The organism is Pseudoxanthomonas sp. J31 (genome assembly GCF_000510725.1).
GTDB lineage: Bacteria > Pseudomonadota > Gammaproteobacteria > Xanthomonadales > Xanthomonadaceae > Pseudoxanthomonas.
The window spans coordinates 137,804-154,987 of sequence record NZ_AZNZ01000002.1 but is presented as its reverse complement, the minus strand read 5'-3'; the positions used below and the strand labels follow the sequence as shown (position 1 = coordinate 154,987).

At 69.6% G+C, this 17,184-nt stretch carries 19 protein-coding genes and 1 tRNA gene; 17 read left to right on the top strand and 3 right to left on the bottom strand.

All coding sequences use genetic code 11. The features are described from left to right. Window positions 1-77: 77 nt before the first annotated feature. The 3 genes from PSEJ31_RS0103990 to PSEJ31_RS0103980 form a co-directional block, all read right to left on the bottom strand. Window positions 78-860, bottom strand: coding sequence for a queuosine precursor transporter (locus tag PSEJ31_RS0103990; RefSeq protein WP_028914718.1), 783 nt, complete (start codon window positions 858-860; stop codon window positions 78-80). Then, window positions 860-1,534, bottom strand: coding sequence for a DUF502 domain-containing protein (locus PSEJ31_RS0103985; RefSeq protein WP_028914717.1), 675 nt, complete (start codon window positions 1,532-1,534; stop codon window positions 860-862). The genes PSEJ31_RS0103990 and PSEJ31_RS0103985 overlap by 1 nt, the downstream gene beginning before the upstream one ends. 126 nt (window positions 1,535-1,660) lie before the next feature. Beyond that, window positions 1,661-2,128 carry a DUF4442 domain-containing protein gene (locus PSEJ31_RS0103980; protein WP_019398075.1) on the bottom strand — a complete coding sequence of 156 codons (468 nt, stop codon included), beginning with the start codon at window positions 2,126-2,128 and terminating at the stop codon, window positions 1,661-1,663. 150 nt (window positions 2,129-2,278) lie between these two features. Between PSEJ31_RS0103980 and accD the strand changes: the two genes are divergently transcribed. The 17 genes from accD to nuoK all read left to right on the top strand — a co-directional run bounded on the left by accD (window position 2,279) and on the right by nuoK (window position 17,004). Then, window positions 2,279-3,169: an acetyl-CoA carboxylase, carboxyltransferase subunit beta gene (gene accD, locus PSEJ31_RS0103975; protein ID WP_026010403.1), complete on the top strand. Its 891-nt coding sequence runs from the start codon at window positions 2,279-2,281 to the stop codon at window positions 3,167-3,169. Then, window positions 3,166-4,521 carry a phosphoglucosamine mutase gene (gene glmM, locus PSEJ31_RS0103970; RefSeq protein ID WP_019398073.1) on the top strand — a complete coding sequence of 452 codons (1,356 nt, stop codon included), beginning with the start codon at window positions 3,166-3,168 and terminating at the stop codon, window positions 4,519-4,521. Before accD ends, glmM begins: the two co-directional genes overlap by 4 nt. 65 nt (window positions 4,522-4,586) lie before the next feature. After that, the gene (locus tag PSEJ31_RS0103965) at window positions 4,587-5,525 is read left to right on the top strand and encodes a 2-oxoglutarate and iron-dependent oxygenase domain-containing protein (RefSeq protein ID WP_019398072.1); all 939 of its coding nucleotides are present in this window, start codon (window positions 4,587-4,589) and stop codon (window positions 5,523-5,525) included. 103 nt (window positions 5,526-5,628) lie between these two features. After that, entirely contained in the window at window positions 5,629-6,387 is a 759-nt protein-coding gene (tpiA, locus tag PSEJ31_RS0103960; protein WP_028914716.1) for a triose-phosphate isomerase, read from the top strand. A 14-nt stretch (window positions 6,388-6,401) separates the two neighbouring features. Then, the gene (secG, locus tag PSEJ31_RS0103955; protein WP_037034456.1) at window positions 6,402-6,833 is read left to right on the top strand and encodes a preprotein translocase subunit SecG; all 432 of its coding nucleotides are present in this window, start codon (window positions 6,402-6,404) and stop codon (window positions 6,831-6,833) included. Between the two features lie 46 nt (window positions 6,834-6,879). Further along, window positions 6,880-6,964: transfer RNA gene (locus PSEJ31_RS0103950), tRNA-Leu, on the top strand. A gap of 295 nt (window positions 6,965-7,259) precedes the next feature. Next, window positions 7,260-7,616, top strand: a complete 357-nt coding sequence (locus PSEJ31_RS0103945) for an NADH-quinone oxidoreductase subunit A (protein ID WP_019398069.1) — start codon at window positions 7,260-7,262, stop codon at window positions 7,614-7,616. Next, entirely contained in the window at window positions 7,607-8,185 is a 579-nt protein-coding gene (locus PSEJ31_RS0103940) for an NADH-quinone oxidoreductase subunit B (protein ID WP_026010402.1), read from the top strand. The genes PSEJ31_RS0103945 and PSEJ31_RS0103940 overlap by 10 nt, the downstream gene beginning before the upstream one ends. 60 nt (window positions 8,186-8,245) lie before the next feature. After that, window positions 8,246-8,998, top strand: a complete 753-nt coding sequence (locus PSEJ31_RS0103935; RefSeq protein WP_028914714.1) for an NADH-quinone oxidoreductase subunit C — start codon at window positions 8,246-8,248, stop codon at window positions 8,996-8,998. Between the two features lie 8 nt (window positions 8,999-9,006). Continuing rightward, window positions 9,007-10,320 (top strand): NADH-quinone oxidoreductase subunit D, encoded by a 1,314-nt coding sequence (locus tag PSEJ31_RS0103930; RefSeq protein WP_050992146.1) that lies wholly within the window; start codon window positions 9,007-9,009, stop codon window positions 10,318-10,320. After that, window positions 10,317-10,844 (top strand): NADH-quinone oxidoreductase subunit NuoE, encoded by a 528-nt coding sequence (gene nuoE / locus PSEJ31_RS0103925; protein WP_019398065.1) that lies wholly within the window; start codon window positions 10,317-10,319, stop codon window positions 10,842-10,844. Before PSEJ31_RS0103930 ends, nuoE begins: the two co-directional genes overlap by 4 nt. Window positions 10,845-10,855: 11 nt before the next feature. Beyond that, on the top strand, window positions 10,856-12,226 hold the full coding sequence (nuoF, locus tag PSEJ31_RS0103920) for an NADH-quinone oxidoreductase subunit NuoF (RefSeq protein WP_019398064.1): 1,371 nt from the start codon (window positions 10,856-10,858) through the stop codon (window positions 12,224-12,226). Continuing rightward, entirely contained in the window at window positions 12,223-14,466 is a 2,244-nt protein-coding gene (gene nuoG / locus PSEJ31_RS0103915; protein ID WP_028914713.1) for an NADH-quinone oxidoreductase subunit NuoG, read from the top strand. Before nuoF ends, nuoG begins: the two co-directional genes overlap by 4 nt. Next, window positions 14,463-15,554, top strand: a complete 1,092-nt coding sequence (nuoH, locus tag PSEJ31_RS0103910) for an NADH-quinone oxidoreductase subunit NuoH (protein WP_019398062.1) — start codon at window positions 14,463-14,465, stop codon at window positions 15,552-15,554. The genes nuoG and nuoH overlap by 4 nt, the downstream gene beginning before the upstream one ends. A gap of 4 nt (window positions 15,555-15,558) precedes the next feature. Continuing rightward, window positions 15,559-16,047, top strand: a complete 489-nt coding sequence (gene nuoI, locus PSEJ31_RS0103905; RefSeq protein WP_028914712.1) for an NADH-quinone oxidoreductase subunit NuoI — start codon at window positions 15,559-15,561, stop codon at window positions 16,045-16,047. A gap of 7 nt (window positions 16,048-16,054) precedes the next feature. Continuing rightward, the gene (locus PSEJ31_RS0103900) at window positions 16,055-16,702 is read left to right on the top strand and encodes an NADH-quinone oxidoreductase subunit J (protein WP_019398060.1); all 648 of its coding nucleotides are present in this window, start codon (window positions 16,055-16,057) and stop codon (window positions 16,700-16,702) included. Further along, a complete protein-coding gene (gene nuoK, locus PSEJ31_RS0103895; protein WP_028914711.1) occupies window positions 16,699-17,004 on the top strand; it encodes an NADH-quinone oxidoreductase subunit NuoK in 306 nt (101 codons plus the stop codon). Before PSEJ31_RS0103900 ends, nuoK begins: the two co-directional genes overlap by 4 nt. Window positions 17,005-17,184 lie beyond the last annotated feature (180 nt).

Sequence of the window (17,184 nt, the reverse complement as noted above, 5' to 3'; positions counted from 1 at the left end):
CGGCGCGGCTCCAGTCCAGGGACTGGCTGCAGCCTAGCGTGCCCGGGGCGGCCCCGGGATATGCCGGAAGGCGGGGGTCAGGCCGCCGCCTGCTCGCGCAGCTGGCGGGCGCGCTCGGCGCCCAGGTAGGCGATGATCGCCCGCCGCATCAGGTACAGCAGCGGGATCAGGGCGATCGCGCCCAGCATCTTGTAGGCGTAGTTGAGGGTGCTGACCGCCAGGAACAGCGAGGTCGGCCACTTCTGCGGGCCGAGCACGAAGGCGATCCAGATCACCACGAAGCTGTCCACCAGCTGCGAGACCGCGGTCGAGCCGGTGGCGCGCAGCCATACGTGGCGCTCGCCGGTGGCGCGGCGGATGCGATGGAACACGGCCACGTCGATCAGCTGGCCGACCATGAACGCGGTCAGCGAGCCGGCAATGGTCCACAGGCCCTGGCCGAACACCGCGGCGAACGCGGCCTGGTAGTCCGGCACGCCCTGGGCCACCGCGGCCTCGCGCCACCAGCCGGCCGGGGCCAGCCAGATCGCGGCGAAGGCGAACAGGAAGCCGTAGCCGATCAGCGCGGCCGCCAGCCAGGAAATGAAGCGCACCCCGCGGCGGCCGAAGAACTCGTTGATGGTGTCGGTCATCACGAACACCACCGGCCACAGCAGGGTGCCGGCGGTGAAGCTCAGCGAGCCGCTCTGGCCGAACAGGTTCCATTCGAACGGGGCCAGGCCGAGGGTGTCCTCCAGGGCGAAGATCTTGACCCCGATGAACTCGGCCAGCACCGCGTTGGCGCAGAAGAACGCGGCCAGCACGACGAACAGCCGCACCGCGCGGTCCTGCAGCGGACGGGCGAACACGGCCGCTTCCATCAGCGCTCCCCCGCGCGGGTGAAGGGCATGCTTTCCGGGGCCACGGCGCCGCCGGAGATGATGAAGCCCATGGCCTGGTCCACGGTCCAGTCGGTGGGCGTGAGCAGTTCCACCGGCACCACCTCCAGGTAGCCGGAGGTGGGGTTGGGCGTGGTCGGCACGTACACCGCGGCCAGCTCGCGCCCGGTGCCTTCCTCGCGCAGCACCCGGGTGACCAGGCCGATGGACTTCATCTCCCGGTGCGGGAAGTCGATCAGGACCACGCGCTGGGTGCTGCCGGGCTTGGTCTGCAGGATGTCCAGCAGCTTGCGCGCGCTGGTGTAGATCACGTTGGCCAGCGGCACCCGCGCGATCAGCGTCTCGAACCAGCGCAGCAGGCGCTGGCCGACCACGCGCCGGGCCAGCACGCCCACCCCCAGGATCACCAGCAGGGTGGCGAGCATGGCGATGGTGTTCTGCACCCACACCGCCTGGACCCAGTCCAGGTAGCCGGGGAAGGAGGCGGCGATGCGCCGCGACAGCGGCCCCACCCAGGGGCTGCTGATCCCGGACAGCAGCACGAACACGAACTTGATCACCACCCAGGTCAGCCACAGCGGCAACAGGGTCAGCAGTCCGGTGAGGAACAGGCGTTGCAGCGAGGCGCGCGACGGCGCAGGGGCGGCGGGGGTCATGGCGCGGATTGTATAGCGCCACCCGCATGGTCCGGGCGGGTCGGGGACCGCCCCCGGACCCGGAAGCCGGCAGGCTGCTGGCCGCGGCGGTGGCGGCGTGGAGGATGCCGTCGCCGGTCGGCCGCTTCAGCCGCCCGGGGCCGGGCGCCGGTCGGGCTTGCGCCGCACGTAGACCTGCTTGTGCACCCGGGCCACGACCTGGCCCTCGGTGTCGACCACGTCGTTGGCGAACCAGTGCAGGTACTTGTCGCCGCCGGCGGTGGCGGCCCGGATCTGCTCCAGCACCGCGTCGTCGATGCGGAATTCGGTGGAGACGGTGCTGCGCCCCGGGCGCAGGAATTCAATCCGGCCCTCGCGGTCCCACACGTAGTAGTCCCGGCCCAGGCAGTGCATCAGCAACAGCATCCAGAACGGGTCGGTCATGGCGAACAGGCTGCCGCCGAAGTGGGTGCCGACGTAGTTGCGGTTCCAGGGGCGCAGGCGCAGCTCGACCCGGGCATGGCGCCAGTCCGGCGCCAGCTCGGCGACGTGGATGCCGGTGAACAGGAACGGGGGCCACAGGTTCATGCCGTGGCGCATCAGCGCGGGCGTCATTACGGTGGGAACATGGATCGGGGGCGGGGGCAGGAGCGTACCATACGTATTGGTACGGAAATGGTTTCATGCGCGGGGGGAGGGGGTGCTGGGCTAGACTGTCCGCCTTTACCGGCCGCCCCGGCCGCTGAACGGAAACGACCGCCCCGCATGAGCTGGCTCAGCAAACTGATGCCCTCCGGCATCCGCACCGAAAGCGCCTCCACCCGCAAGCGCAGCGTCCCCGAGGGCCTGTGGGAGAAGTGCGACCGCTGCGGCGCCGCGCTCTACCGCCCGGAGCTGGAGGAGAACCTGGAGGTGTGCCCCAAGTGCGCCTTCCACATGCCCATCCGTGCCCGCGCGCGCCTGGCCTCGCTGTTCGACCCCGGTAGCACCACCGAGATCGCCCCCAACCTGGCGCCGACCGACGTGCTCAAGTTCCGCGACCAGAAGCGCTACGCCGACCGCATCAAGGCCACCCAGAAGGCCACCGGCGAGTACGACGCCCTGGTCGCCATGGAGGGCCGCCTCAAGGGCCGGCCGCTGGTGGCCAGCTCGTTCGACTTCGCCTACATGGGCGGCTCGATGGGCTCGGTGGTGGGCGAGAAGTTCACCCTGGCCGCCGAGCGCGCGCTGGAGATCGGCGCCCCGTTCGTCAACTTCTCCGCCTCCGGCGGCGCGCGCATGCAGGAAAGCCTGTTCTCGCTGATGCAGATGGCCAAGACCTCGGCGGCCCTGGGCCGCCTGCGCGCGGCCGGCATCCCCTACATCTCGGTGCTGACCCATCCGACCACCGGCGGCGTGTCGGCCTCGTTCGCGATGCTGGGCGACCTCAACATCGCCGAGCCGGAGGCGCTGATCGGCTTCGCCGGCCCGCGCGTGATCGAGCAGACCGTGCGCGAGAAGCTGCCCGAGGGCTTCCAGCGCTCGGAGTTCCTGCTCGAGCACGGCGCCATCGACCAGATCTGCGACCGCCGCGAGCTGCGCGACCGCCTGGCCACCCTGCTGGCCATGCTGATGCGCCAGCCCAAGCCCGACGACGGGGCGCTGGACGCAGCATGAGCAGTTCCCGCCGCTATTTCGGGACCGACGGCATTCGCGGCCGGGTCGGGCAGGGGCCGATTTCCGCCGACTTCGTCCTGCGCCTGGGCAATGCCCTTGGCCGGGTGCTGGCCGCCGGCGGCCAGGCCCGCCCGACCGTGGTGATCGGCAAGGACACCCGTATCTCCGGCTACATGTTCGAGTCGGCCCTGGAGGCCGGCCTGGTCGCGGCCGGGGTCAACGTGCAGATGCTGGGGCCGATGCCGACCCCGGCGGTGGCGTTCCTGACCCGTACCCTGGGCGCGGACGCCGGCATCGTCATCAGCGCCTCGCATAACCCGCACTACGACAACGGCATCAAGTTCTTCTCCGCCGAGGGCGAGAAGCTGGACGACGCCACCGAGCTGGCGATCGAGGCCGCGCTGGACGCGCCGTTCGCCACGGTCGAGTCCGGGCAGCTGGGCAAGGTGGCGCGCGCGCGCGACGCGGTCGGCCGCTACATCGAGTTCTGCAAGGCCTCGGTGCCGCGCGGCTTCGACCTGCGCGGGCTGAAGGTGGTGCTCGACTGCGCCCACGGCGCCACGTACCACATCGCCCCGCTGATGTTCCGCGAGCTGGGCGCGGAGGTGACCGCCATCGGCGCCGCCCCGGACGGCATCAACATCAACGACGGCGTCGGCTCGATGCACATCGGCAACCTCGCGGCCAAGGTCGTGGAGGCCGGTGCCGACCTGGGCATCGCCTTCGACGGCGACGGCGACCGCGTGCTGATGGTCGACGCCGCCGGCCGCACGGTCGACGGCGACGGCCTGCTGTACGTGCTGGCGCGCGACTGGCAGGCCAGCGGCCGCCTGCGCGGCCCGGTGGTCGGCACGCTGATGACCAACTACGGCCTGGAGAAGGCGCTGGCGCAGGCCGGCATCCCGTTCCTGCGCGCCAAGGTCGGCGACCGCTACGTGCACCAGGCCCTGGTCGAGGGCGGCGGCGTGCTCGGCGGCGAGGCCTCCGGCCACCTGCTGTGCCTGGACCGCGCCACCACCGGCGACGCCATCGTCAGCGCGCTGCAGGTGCTCGACGCCCTGCGCCGCGCCGGCAAGCGCCTGGACCAGGCCCTGGAAGGCCTGTCGGTGGTGCCGCAGGCCACGGTCAACGTGCGCCTGGACGGCGCCAGGGCGGCCGACGTGGTCGCCGCGCCGGGCGTGCGCCAGGCGCTGGAGCAGGCCCAGGCGGCGGTGCAGGGCCGCGGCCGCGCCTTCCTGCGTCCCTCCGGCACCGAGCCGGTGGTGCGGGTCACGGTGGAAGCCGACGACGCCGCGCTGATGCAGGCCACCCTCGACACCCTTGCCTCGGCCGTGCGCCAGGCGGCCGGCTGAGCCGGCAGATCCCCAAGGCGCCGGCCGGGTGGCCGGCGCCGCACCACCCCGGAGTATTCCCCTTAATGTCCGCCCGTATCCCCACCTTCGACATCACCCGCTACGACACCGACCGCGAGGCCTTCGTCGCCGAGCTCGGTGCGGCCTACCGCGAGTGGGGCTTTGCCGGCATCAGCAACCACGGCATCCCGCCGGAACTGATCGACAACGCCTACGCCGCCTTCAAGAAGTTCTTCGCCCTCCCGGAGGAGGTGAAGAAGAAGTACCACGTGCCCGGCGGCGGCGGCGCGCGCGGCTACACCCCGTTCGGCGTGGAAACCGCCAAGGGCAGCCAGCACTACGACCTCAAGGAGTTCTGGCACATCGGCCGCGAGATCCCGGACGACTCCAAGTACCGCCAGTACATGCCGCCGAACCTGTGGCCGGAGGAGGTGCCGGAGTTCCGCGAGTACGGCTACGCCCTGTACCAGGCGCTGGATTCGCTGGGCTCGCGCGTGCTGAGCGCGCTGGCGCTGCACATCGGCCTGCCGGAGGACTTCTTCGCCGACAAGACCAACTTCGGCAACTCGATCCTGCGCCCGATCCACTACCCGCCGATCACCGCCGACGACATCCCCAACGTGCGCGCCGGCGCCCACGGCGACATCAACTTCATCACCCTGCTGGTCGGCGCCAGCGCCGCGGGCCTGGAAGTGCGCTCGCACGAGGGTGAGTGGGTGCCGTTCACCTCCGAGGGCGACACCATCGTGGTCAACATCGGCGACATGCTCGAGCGCCTGACCAACCACGTGTACCCGTCGACCATCCACCGCGTGGTCAACCCCCCGGGCGAGGAGGCGCGCAAGCCGCGCTACTCGGTGCCGTTCTTCCTGCACCCGAACCCGGATTTCCTGATCGACGTGCTGCCGTCCTGCGTGAGCGCGGACAACCCCAGCCGCTATCCGGAGCCGATCACCGCCCAGGGCTTCCTCGAGCAGCGCCTGCGCGAGATCAAGCTCAAGTAAGCACCACCTGGGTGGAAGCGCCCCCTGTCCAGCGTTGTCAGGGGGCGCTTTTCCGTACCGCAGGGTATTCTTCCGCGCCCCAACCGCTGATTCGGGAGCAGGCATGCGTCGCAGGATCGTCGCCGGCAACTGGAAGCTCTATGGAACGCGGGACTTCGCGACCTCGCTGGTGGCCGAGGTCGCCGCGCAGGCCCCGGTCCCGGGCGTGGAACTGGTGGTCATGCCGCCGATGCCCTACCTGGGCGACCTGATCGAGGACTTCGAGGGCTCGGCCCTGGTGTTCGGCGCCCAGGACGTGAGCCCCAACATGGAAGGCGCCTACACCGGCGAGGTCTCGGCGCGGATGGTGGCCGACGTGGGCGCCCGCTACGCGCTGTGCGGCCATTCCGAGCGCCGCCGCTACCACGCCGAGAGCAGCGAGCTGGTCGCGCGCAAGTTCCAGGCCTGCCTGCAGGCCGGGCTGGTGCCGGTGCTGTGCATGGGCGAGCACCTGGAGGACCGCGAGGCCGGCCGCGCCCAGGACGTCATCGCCGCCCAGCTGCAGCCTGTGCTGGACCTGGTCGGGGTGGGGGGCTTCGAATCGGCGGTGGTCGCCTACGAGCCGTGCTGGGCGATCGGCACCGGCCGCACCGCCAGCCCGGAGCAGGCCCAGGAGATGCACGCCTTCATCCGTCGCCAGATCGCCGCGCACAATGCTAGAATCGCCGATTCGCTGCCCATCCTGTACGGGGGCAGCGTGAAGCCCGACAACGCCGGCGCGCTGTGCGCGCAGCCGGACGTGGACGGCGGGCTGATCGGCGGCGCCTCCCTGGTGGCCGCCGATTTCCTGGCCATTGCCCGGGCCGCTGCGGCGGCGCGGTAAGCGAGACCCTGACAATGCTGATGCTGATCCTCAACGTGGTGTACGTGCTGGTGGCGATCGCCATGATCGTGCTGATCCTGCTGCAGCGCGGCGCCGGCGCGGCCGCCGGCTCCGGCTTCGGCGCGGGCGCCTCCGGCACCGTGTTCGGCGCGCGCGGCGCGTCCAACTTCCTGTCCAAGAGCACCAAGTGGCTGGCCGTGGTGTTCTTCGGCATCAGCCTGTTCATGGCCTGGTACGCCACCCACAGCGCCCGCCCGGTGGTGCAGCAGGACCTGGGCGTGATGGGCCAGCTCGAGGTCCCGGCGGCGCCCGTCGCGGCCCCGGGCGAGCTGCCGGCCCCGCCGGCTGCTTCCGAGGTCCCGGCCGCCACGCCGGCGGCGGGCGAGGTCCCGGCCCCGGCGCAGGAAGAAAATGCCGCCGGAACGGCTACGCAGCCGCAGCAGTAACGCGTACAATGCGCCACCGCGCCAGGCGGCGCGGTGAAGGTTTCAGGCCCAGGTGGCGGAATTGGTAGACGCACTACCTTGAGGTGGTAGCGACGAGAGTCGTAGGGGTTCGAGTCCCCTCTTGGGCACCAACTACATGGTCCCGGCGCGTGCGCCGGGCGAAGACGGCCCGCTTCGGCGGGCTTCTTTGTTTCCGCGGGAAAGTTGCGGAGGCGGCGACAAACGTCCAAAGCGTTTACCCTTATCGCCGCGGACGCTACAATCCCGCTGCTATGCACAACCGCGCGGCCGGGGTCTCCCGTGCCGCGCGGCGCATTGGCAAGTTCCGCGGCCAGGCCGCGGCAGGACAGGCGAGGGGGAGCCGCTGACGCGGCCGCCACCGCCCACCCAAGCCCGCTCCAGGGCAGAGGCAAGAGAGAACCACACGTGCTGGCCCAATACCTGCCGACCCTGCTGTTCCTGATCGTGGCCACCGGGATCGGCATCGCGCTGATCATCGTTGGCCGCGTGCTCGGACCGCGCCGTCCGGACGCCGAGAAGCTGTCGCCGTACGAGTGCGGCTTCGAGGCCTTCGAGGACGCGCGCATGAAGTTCGACGTGCGCTACTACCTCATCGCGATCCAGTTCATCGTCTTCGACCTGGAAATCATCTTCATCGTGCCGTGGACCCTCGTGTTCCAGGACCTGGGGCCGCGCGCGCTGGTCACCATGGCCCTGTTCGTGGGGATGCTCTTCCTCGGCTTCGTCTACGTCTGGAAGAAGGGAGCGCTCGAATGGGAGTGATCCAAACCATCGACCGCCTGATGACCAACCCGATGCCCGAGGGCCGGGTCGAGGACATCCTGCGGCCCGCCGGCGAGAACCCGCTGCTGGAGAAGGGCTACGTCACCACCAGCGTCGACGCCCTGGTCAACTGGGCCCGCACCGGCTCGATGTGGCCGATGACCTTCGGCCTGGCCTGCTGCGCGGTCGAGATGATGCACGCCGGCGCCGCGCGCCTGGACCTGGACCGTTACGGCGTGGTGTTCCGCCCGTCGCCGCGCCAGTCCGACGTGATGATCGTGGCCGGCACCCTGGTCAACAAGATGGCCCCGGCGCTGCGCAAGGTCTACGACCAGATGCCCGACCCGAAGTGGGTCATCTCCATGGGCAGCTGCGCCAACGGCGGCGGCTACTACCACTACTCCTACTCCGTGGTGCGCGGCTGCGACCGCATCGTGCCGGTGGACATCTACGTGCCCGGCTGCCCGCCGACCGCCGAGGCGCTGGTCTACGGCATCCTGCAGCTGCAGAAGAAGATCTGGCGCACCCAGACGGTGGCGGCGAACAAGAACAACACCATCGCCCGCTGACCCTCCTACCTGATCCACCGCGCGCCCCGGCGCGCACGAACGACGGAAACGCCAAGCCCCATGGCCGAGCCAGCTGCCACCTTCGCCCAGCGACTGCGCGACCGATTCCCCGGCGCCACGGTCACCGTGGCCGAGCCCCGTGGTGAAGTCACCCTCGAGGTTTCCGCCCAGGACCTGCTGGCCACCTGCCACGCCCTGCGCGACGAGTTCGGCTTCGAGCAGCTCACCGACCTGTGTGGCGTCGACTACATGGGCTACGGCAGCGACGAGTGGGATACCGAGGACGTGTCCTCCACCGGCTTCAGCCGCGGCGTCGAGGGCAAGGGCCCGGGCCGCTTCGGCTGGGGCGAGAAGCCCATGGAGCAGGGCCCGGCCGGCTCGCTGCCGGTGCTGGCGCCGGAGCGCCGCTTCGCCGCGGTCGCCCACCTGCTGTCCTACGCCAACAACTGCCGCCTGCGCGTGCGCTGCTTCGCCGAGGACGACTCGCTGCCGGTGGTGCCGTCGCTGACCCCGGTGTGGCGCGGCGCCAACTGGTTCGAGCGCGAGGCGTTCGACCTGTACGGCATCGTCTTCGAAGGCCATCCGGACCTGCGCCGGATCATGACGGACTACGGTTTCGTCGGCCATCCGTTCCGCAAGGACTTCCCGCTGATCGGCAACGTCGAGGTCCGCTACGACGAGCAGCGCAAGCGCGTGGTCTACGAGCCGGTGACCTCGGTCGAGCCGCGCGTCGGCGTGCCGCGCGTGATCCGCGACGACGCCCGCTACCAGACCGCCGCAGGCGAGGCCGCACAACGGGAGGCCGCCAAGTGAGCGCCCAGATGCTTACCGACAGCCACAGCCAGCCCGGCCAGGCGCCGGCCGGCGACTCCTCCGCGCTGCGGCAGGAGATCCGCAACTACACGATGAACTTCGGCCCGCAGCACCCGGCCGCGCACGGCGTGCTGCGCCTGATCCTGGAAATGGACGGCGAGACCATCGTCCGCGCCGACCCGCACGTGGGCCTGCTCCACCGCGGTACCGAGAAGCTGGCCGAGTCCAAGCCGTTCAACCAGTCGATCCCGTACATGGACCGGCTGGACTACGTGTCGATGATGTGCAACGAGCACGCCTACGTGCGCGCGATCGAGACCCTGCTGGGGATCGAGGCGCCCGAGCGCGCCCAGTACATCCGCACCATGTTCGACGAGATCACCCGCATCCTGAACCACCTGATGTGGGTCGGCTCCAACGCGCTGGACCTGGGCGCGATGGCGGTGTTCCTGTACGCGTTCCGCGAGCGCGAGGAGCTGATGGACGTCTACGAGGCGGTCAGCGGCGCGCGCATGCACGCGGCCTACTACCGTCCCGGCGGCGTCTACCGCGACCTGCCGGACCGGATGCCGAAGTACAAGGAGTCGCCCTGGCACAAGGGCGCCAAGCTCAAGCGCTTCAACGAGGCCCGCGAGGGTTCGCTCCTGGACTACCTCGAGCACTTCACCCGCGAGTTCCCCAAGCGCGTCGACGAGTACGAGACGCTGCTGACCGACAACCGCATCTGGAAGCAGCGTACCGTCGGCATCGGCGTGGTCACCCCGGAGCAGGCTTATGCCTGGGGCATGACCGGCGTGATGCTGCGCGGCTCGGGCATCGCCTGGGACCTGCGCAAGAAGCAGCCGTACGCCAAGTACGACGCGGTGGACTTCGACATCCCGGTGGGCGTCAACGGCGACTGCTACGACCGCTACCTGGTCCGCATCGCCGAGATGCGCCAGTCCAACCGCATCATCGCCCAGTGCGTGAAGTGGCTGAAGGAAAACCCGGGCCCGGTGATGGTCAGGAACTACAAGGTCGCCCCTCCCAAGCGGGAGGAGATGAAGGACGACATGGAAGCCCTGATCCACCACTTCAAGCTGTTCTCCGAGGGCTACTGCGTGCCGGCCGGCGAGACCTACGCCGCGGTCGAGGCGCCGAAGGGCGAGTTCGGCTGCTACCTGGTCTCCGACGGCGCCAACAAGCCGTTCCGCGTGCACCTGCGCGCCCCGGGCTTCGCGCACCTGTCGTCCATGGACGAGATCGTGCGCGGCCACATGCTGGCCGACGTCGTGGCCATGATCGGTACTTATGACCTTGTGTTTGGTGAGGTGGATCGATGAAGGCCACCGGTAATTTCGAGAACGCGCGCAACGTCGACCCGATGGTCGTGCTGAGCGACGCGACGCGCGCGCACATCGACCACTGGCTGACCAAGTTCCCGCCGGACCGCAAGCGGTCGGCGGTGCTGCAGGGCCTGCACGCGGCCCAGGAACAGAACGGGGGCTGGCTGAGCGACGAACTGATCGCCGCCGTCGCCAAGTACCTGGACATCCCGCCGGTGTGGGCCTACGAGGTCGCCACCTTCTACTCGATGTTCGAGACCCAGCCGGTGGGCCGCAACAACGTTGCGTTCTGCACCAACATCAGCTGCTGGCTCAACGGCGCGCAGGAGCTGGTCGAGCACGCCGAGAAGAAGCTGGGCTGCAAGCTGGGCGAATCCACCGCCGACGGCCGCGTCTACCTCAAGCGCGAGGAAGAGTGCGTGGCCGCGTGCTGCGGCGCCCCGGTGGTCGTGATCAACGGCCATTACCACGAGAAGCTCACCCCCGAGAAGGTGGACGAGCTGCTCGACGGACTGAAGTGAGGCCGGCGCAGATGGCACATCACCCGAAGATTTCCGAGGGCTACGGCCCGGTCGGCCCCGCGCCGAAGGAGCACCAGGCGGTCTACACGACGCTGCACTTCGACAAGCCCTGGTCGTACGAGAACTACCTCAAGACCGGCGGCTACCAGGCGCTGCGCAAGATCCTGACCGAGAAGATCCCGCCGGCCGACATCATCGAGATGGTCAAGCAGTCCGGCCTGCGCGGCCGCGGCGGCGCTGGCTTCCCGACCGGCCTGAAGTGGAGCTTCATGCCCAAGGGCGACATGCAGAAGTACATCCTCTGCAACTCGGACGAGTCCGAGCCGGGCACCTGCAAGGACCGCGACATCCTGCGCTTCAACCCGCACGCGGTGATCGAGGGCATGGCCATCGCCTGCTACGCGACCGGCGCGACCGTGGGCTACAACTACCTGCGCGGCGAGTTCCACCACGAGCCGTTCGAGCACCTTGAGGAAGCCCTGGCCGAGGCCTACAAGCACGGCTGGCTGGGCAAGGACATCCTCGGCTCGGGCGTGGACATCGACATCTACAACGCCCTCGGCGCCGGCGCCTACATCTGCGGCGAGGAAACCGCGCTGATGGAGTCGCTGGAGGGCAAGAAGGGCCAACCGCGCTTCAAGCCGCCGTTCCCGGCCAACTTCGGCCTGTACGGCAAGCCGACCACGATCAACAACACCGAGACCTACGCCTCGGTGCCGGCGATCATCCGCAACGGCCCGGAGTGGTTCATGGGCCTGGGCAAGCCGAACAACGGCGGCTGCAAGATCTTCTCGGTCTCCGGCCACGTCGCGCGCCCGGGCAACTACGAGATCCGCCTCGGCACCCCGTTCACCGAGCTGCTGGAGATGGCCGGCGGCATCCGCAACGGCAACCGCATCAAGGCGGTGATCCCGGGCGGCTCGTCGATGCCGGTGTTGCCGGGCGAGGTGATGATGGGTCTGACCATGGACTACGACTCGATCCAGAAGGCCGGTTCCGGCCTGGGTTCGGGCGCGGTCATCGTCATGGACCACACCACCTGCATGGTGCGCGCCTGCCAGCGCATCGCCCGCTTCTACTACAAGGAGAGCTGCGGCCAGTGCACGCCGTGCCGCGAGGGCACCGGCTGGATGTACCGCATGCTGACCCGCATCGCCAACCTGGAGGCGACGCTGGACGACCTGCACATGCTGCGCACCGCGGCGGGGCAGATCGAGGGCCACACCATCTGCGCGTTCGGCGAGGCCGCCGCGTGGCCGGTGCAGGGCTTCCTGCGCCACTTCTGGCATGAATTCGAATACGCGATCGTGAACAAGCGCTTCCTCGTCGACGACGAGCGCAACGGCACGGTCGTCCGCTCCAACGTGGAGGTGGCCGCGTGAGTGCGCAGCCCGTCAACCCGAACCTTCCGCCGGACCACGTCACCGTCTTCATCGACGGCGTCGAGCTGGCCGCGCCCAAGGGGTCGATGATCATCCAGGTTGCCGACAAGGCCGGCATCCCGATCCCGCGTTTCTGCTACCACGACAAGCTGGCCATCGCCGCCAACTGCCGCATGTGCCTGGTCGACACCGAGGTCGGCGGCCGCGCCGCGCCGAAGCCGTCGCCGGCCTGCGCCACGCCGGTGATGGACGGCATGAAGGTCTTCACCCGCAACGAGAAGGCCCTCAAGTCGCAGCGCAACGTGCTGGAGTTCCTGCTGATCAACCACCCGCTGGACTGCCCGGTCTGCGACCAGGGCGGCGAGTGCGAGCTGCAGGACCTGTCGCTGGGCTATGGCCGCTCGGTCAGCCGTTTCGTCGAGCGCAAGCGCGTGGTGCCGGACGAGGACATCGGCCCGCTGGTCGCCACCGAGATGACCCGCTGCATCCAGTGCACCCGCTGCGTGCGCTTCACCGGCGAGATCGCCGGTACGTACGAGCTGGGCGGCATGTACCGCGGCGAGAACCTGCAGATCGGCACCTACGACGGCAAGCCGCTGACCACCGAGCTGTCCGGCAACGTCATCGACGTGTGCCCGGTCGGCGCGCTGACCAACAAGGTGTTCCAGTTCCGCGCCCGTCCGTGGGAGCTGATCGCCAAGGAGTCGCTGGGCTACCACGACGCGCTGGGCTCGAACCTGTTCCTGCACAGCCGCCGCGGCGAGGTGCTGCGCGCCGTGCCGCGCGAGAACGAGCTGGTCAACGAGTGCTGGCTGTCCGACCGCGACCGCTATTCGCACCAGGGCCTGAACGCCGCCGACCGCGCCACCGTGCCGCTGGTCAAGCAGGGCGGGGAGTGGAAGGAGGCGACCTGGGCCGAGGCCCTGTCCGCCGCCGCCGCGATCCTGCGCGAGAACAAGGGCGACGACCTGGGCGTGCTGGTGCACCCGGCGACCTCGAACGAGGAGGGCGGCCTGCTGGCCGCGCTGGCGGCCGGCCTGGGCACCGCCAACATCGACCACCGCATCGCCAACCGCGACTTCTCCGACGCCGCGGTCGCCGAGCCGTTCGCCCTGCCGGTCGCCGAGATCGAGCAGGCCGACGTGGTCGTCGTGGTCGGTTCCAACATCCGCCACGAGCTGCCGCTGCTGCACGCCCGCCTGCGCAAGGCGCAGACCAAGCGCGGTGCGCGCATCCACGTGGTCAACCCGGTCGACTTCGACTTCACCTTCGCCGCCGCCGGCAAGCACATCGTGCCGCCGTCGCGCATCGCCGAGGTGCTGGGCGGGGCCGAGCTGCGCGGCGCGCTGCAGGGCGCGACCCGCCCGGTGGTGATCGTCGGCGCCATCGCCGAGAACCACCCGCAGGCCGCCGCGATCCGCGCCGCCGCGCGCGACTTCGCCGCCGCCACCGGCGCGGCGCTGTGCCGCATCCCGCAGGGCGCCAACGCCGTGGGCCTGGCCCGCGCCGGCGTGCTGCCGGCCGCCCGCGACGTCGCCGGCATGTTCGCCGAGCCGCGCCGCGCCTACGTGCTGTACGGCATCGAGCCGGGCCTGGACTTCGCCGACACCGCCTCCGGGCTGAAGGCGCTGAACGCTGCAAAGGTCGTGGCCTTCAGCCACTTCGCCTGCGAATCCACCCGCGCGGTGGCCGACGTGATCCTGCCGATCGGCCTGCTGCCGGAGATCGAGGCCACGCTGACCAACCTCAACGGCGTCGAGCAGTCCGCGCACGCGGCCGGCCGCCTGCCGGGCCAGGCCCGCGAGGGCTGGCGCGTGCTGCGCGCGCTCGGCGGCGAGCTGGGGCTGGCCGGCTTCGAGTTCACCGACCTGGCCGGCGCACGCGCGATGCTGGAAGGCGGCCGCCAGGTGCAGGTGCGCGCCGGCTCGGCCGGCGCGGCGGGCGAGGGCGCCCTGGAGCTGGCCCTGGTCCCGGCGATCTACCGCACCGACGCGGTGGTGCGCCGCGCGGCCGCGCTGCAGGCGCATCCGCTCAACGTCGCCCCGCGCATCGTGCTCAACCCGGCGGACGCCGCCGGCATCGAGTCCGGCGCGGTGGTCAAGGTCAAGGGCGCGCATGGCACGGCCACCCTGCCGGCCGTGGTCGATGCGCGGGTGGCCGCGGGTGCGGCATGGATTGAAGGTGGCCACGGCGCCACCGCGCCGCTGGGCGCTGGCCGGGTCGAGGTGGTGAAGGCATGAACGAGCTGCTGATCAACGCGGTCGGTCCGCTGCGCGAGTGGTTCTACGGCCTGGGCGAACTGGGCCCGGCGCTGTGGATCGTGCTGAAGGTCCTGACCATCGCCATGCCGGTGATCATCGCCGTGGCGTTCTACGTGGTCTGGGAGCGCAAGCTAATCGGCTGGATGCACGTGCGCCACGGGCCCATGTACGTGGGCATGGGCATCTTCCAGGCGTTCGCGGACGTCTTCAAGCTGCTGTTCAAGGAGGTCATCCGTCCGGCCAACGCGCACAAGGTGATGTACGTCATCGCGCCGTTGATCGTGCTGGCGCCGGCCTTCGCCGCCTGGGCGGTGGTGCCGTTCGACTACCAGCTGGTCCTGTCCAACGCCAACGCCGGCCTGCTGTACCTGCTGGCGATGACCTCGATGGGCGTGTACGGCATCATCATCGCCGGCTGGGCCTCCAACTCGAAGTACGCCTTCCTCGGCGCGATGCGCTCGGCCGCCCAGGTGGTCAGCTACGAGATCGCGATGGGCTTCGCCCTGGTGGGCGTGCTGATCGCCGCCGGCAGCCTCAACCTGACCGACATCGTCATGGCGCAGTCGGGCAACGCCGGCTTCTTCGAGTGGTTCTGGCTGCCGCTGCTGCCGCTGTTCGTCGTGTACTGGGTGTCCGGCGTGGCCGAGACCAACCGCGCGCCGTTCGACGTGGTCGAGGGCGAGTCGGAGATCGTGGCCGGCCACATGGTGGAGTACTCCGGTTCGGCGTTCGCGCTGTTCTTCCTGGCCGAGTACGCCAACATGATCCTGGTCAGCTTCCTGATCTCGATCTTCTTCCTCGGCGGCTGGCTGAGCCCGATCCAGGGCTGGGTCACGGCGGACGTTTCGCCGTGGATCGACTGGGTCTGGAAGGGCGGCTGGCCGTGGCTGCTGGCCAAGGTGGTGTTCTTCGCCAGCGCATACATCTGGTTCCGCGCCAGCTTCCCGCGCTACCGCTACGACCAGATCATGCGTCTGGGCTGGAAGGTCTTCATCCCGTTGACGATCTTCTGGATCGCGGTGACCGCTCTGCTGGTGTTCTTTGGCGTGTTCGAGAAGGGCGCCTGATCCGATGAACAAAGTCGTCCACTACTTCAAGAGCCTGCTGCTGCTGGAGCTGATCCAGGGCCTGGGGCTGACCCTGCGGTACCTGTTCCGTCCCAAGTACACGATGATGTACCCGATGGAGAAGTTCCCGCAGTCGCCGCGCTTCCGCGGCCTGCATGCGCTGCGCCGCTACCCGAACGGCGAGGAGCGCTGCATCGCCTGCAAGCTGTGCGAGGCGGTGTGCCCGGCGCTGGCCATCACCATCGACTCCGCGCGGCGCGAGGACGGCACCCGCCGCACCACGCGCTACGACATCGACCTGTTCAAGTGCATCTACTGCGGCTTCTGCGAGGAAAGCTGCCCGGTGGATTCGATCGTGGAGACGCACGTGATGGAATACCACTTCGAGAAGCGCGGCGAGAACATCGTCACCAAGCCGCAGCTGCTCGCCATCGGCGACCGCCTCGAGGCGGAGATCGCCGAGCGTCGCGCCGCCGACGCCGCCTACCGCTGAGGCCACGATGGACTGGATCAAGATCGCTTTCTATGCCTTCGCCGCCGTGGCCGTGGCCTCGGCCGGCGCCGTGATCAGCGTGCGCAACCCGGTCAACGCGGTGCTGTGCCTGATCCTCACCTTCTTCTCCGTGGCCTGCACCTGGCTGCTGGTCGGTGCCGAGTTCCTCGGCGTGGCCCTGATCCTGGTGTACGTCGGCGCGGTGATGGTGCTGTTCCTGTTCGTGGTGATGATGCTGGACATCGACGTCGCCGCGATCCGGGAGGGCTGGGTCCGGTTCCTGCCGGTCGGCCTGGTGGTCGCGGTGGTGATGCTGGTGCAGGTGCTGGCGCTGATCGGCGTCAAGGCCCGTTCGGCCAGCCCGTTCCCGGCGGACAACGCCGCGGCGCTGGCGGCCGAGACCTCCAACACCCGCTGGCTGGCCGAGACCCTGTTCACCGAGTACATCCTGCCGTTCGAGTTCGCCGCGGTGATCCTGACCGTGGCGGTGATCGCGGCGGTGATGATCACCCTGCGCAAGCGCACCGGCATCAAGACCCAGAACGCCTCCGAGCAGTCGCGGGTCCGGGCCGCCGACCGCCTGCGCATGGTGTCCATGCCGGCGGAGAAGCCGGCGCCGCTTGCACCCAAGGCCGAAGGGGAGGGCCAGGCATGATCACCCTCGGACACATGCTGGCGCTGGGCGCGGTGCTGTTCTGCATCAGCCTCGCGGGCATCTTCCTCAACCGCAAGAACATCATCGTCCTGCTGATGTCGATCGAGCTGATGCTGCTGTCGGTCAACATCAACTTCATCGCGTTCTCGCGCGAGCTGGGCGATGCGGCGGGGCAGCTCTTCGTGTTCTTCATCCTGACGGTCGCGGCCGCGGAAGCGGCGATCGGCCTGGCGATCCTGGTGGCGCTGTTCCGTACCCGCGGCACCATCAACGTCGCCGAGGTGGATTCGCTCAAGGGCTGACGCCCCGGGGCGGGTAGGGGCGCCGCGAAAGCGGCGGGCGACAAAGACGAAGGGCGCCGCCCCGGCGGCGCCCGACCCGGCCCAGGCCGGGCGGAATTGGAAGTGGCGGCATGCGCGGCCGGCGGCTCGATCCACCGGCATCACGGCACGAACGGCACGTACTGGAACTTAGACGGCAAC

Bases quoted from the DNA above. Each gene is read 5' to 3' on its own strand.
- glmM (WP_019398073.1), top strand. From the start codon at position 3,166: ATGAGCAGTTCCCGCCGCTATTTCGGGACCGACGGCATTCGCGGCCGG.
- PSEJ31_RS0103990 (WP_028914718.1), bottom strand. From the start codon at position 860: ATGGAAGCGGCCGTGTTCGCCCGTCCGCTGCAGGACCGCGCGGTGCGG.
- nuoH (WP_019398062.1), top strand. From the start codon at position 14,463: ATGAACGAGCTGCTGATCAACGCGGTCGGTCCGCTGCGCGAGTGGTTC.
- PSEJ31_RS0103985 (WP_028914717.1), bottom strand. From the start codon at position 1,534: ATGACCCCCGCCGCCCCTGCGCCGTCGCGCGCCTCGCTGCAACGCCTG.
- nuoI (WP_028914712.1), top strand. From the start codon at position 15,559: ATGAACAAAGTCGTCCACTACTTCAAGAGCCTGCTGCTGCTGGAGCTG.
- PSEJ31_RS0103980 (WP_019398075.1), bottom strand. From the start codon at position 2,128: ATGACGCCCGCGCTGATGCGCCACGGCATGAACCTGTGGCCCCCGTTC.
- nuoE (WP_019398065.1), top strand. From the start codon at position 10,317: ATGAAGGCCACCGGTAATTTCGAGAACGCGCGCAACGTCGACCCGATG.
- PSEJ31_RS0103900 (WP_019398060.1), top strand. From the start codon at position 16,055: ATGGACTGGATCAAGATCGCTTTCTATGCCTTCGCCGCCGTGGCCGTG.
- PSEJ31_RS0103965 (WP_019398072.1), top strand. From the start codon at position 4,587: ATGTCCGCCCGTATCCCCACCTTCGACATCACCCGCTACGACACCGAC.
- PSEJ31_RS0103930 (WP_050992146.1), top strand. From the start codon at position 9,007: ATGCTTACCGACAGCCACAGCCAGCCCGGCCAGGCGCCGGCCGGCGAC.
- accD (WP_026010403.1), top strand. From the start codon at position 2,279: ATGAGCTGGCTCAGCAAACTGATGCCCTCCGGCATCCGCACCGAAAGC.
- nuoK (WP_028914711.1), top strand. From the start codon at position 16,699: ATGATCACCCTCGGACACATGCTGGCGCTGGGCGCGGTGCTGTTCTGC.
- PSEJ31_RS0103940 (WP_026010402.1), top strand. From the start codon at position 7,607: ATGGGAGTGATCCAAACCATCGACCGCCTGATGACCAACCCGATGCCC.
- PSEJ31_RS0103935 (WP_028914714.1), top strand. From the start codon at position 8,246: ATGGCCGAGCCAGCTGCCACCTTCGCCCAGCGACTGCGCGACCGATTC.
- tpiA (WP_028914716.1), top strand. From the start codon at position 5,629: ATGCGTCGCAGGATCGTCGCCGGCAACTGGAAGCTCTATGGAACGCGG.
- nuoF (WP_019398064.1), top strand. From the start codon at position 10,856: ATGGCACATCACCCGAAGATTTCCGAGGGCTACGGCCCGGTCGGCCCC.
- secG (WP_037034456.1), top strand. From the start codon at position 6,402: ATGCTGATGCTGATCCTCAACGTGGTGTACGTGCTGGTGGCGATCGCC.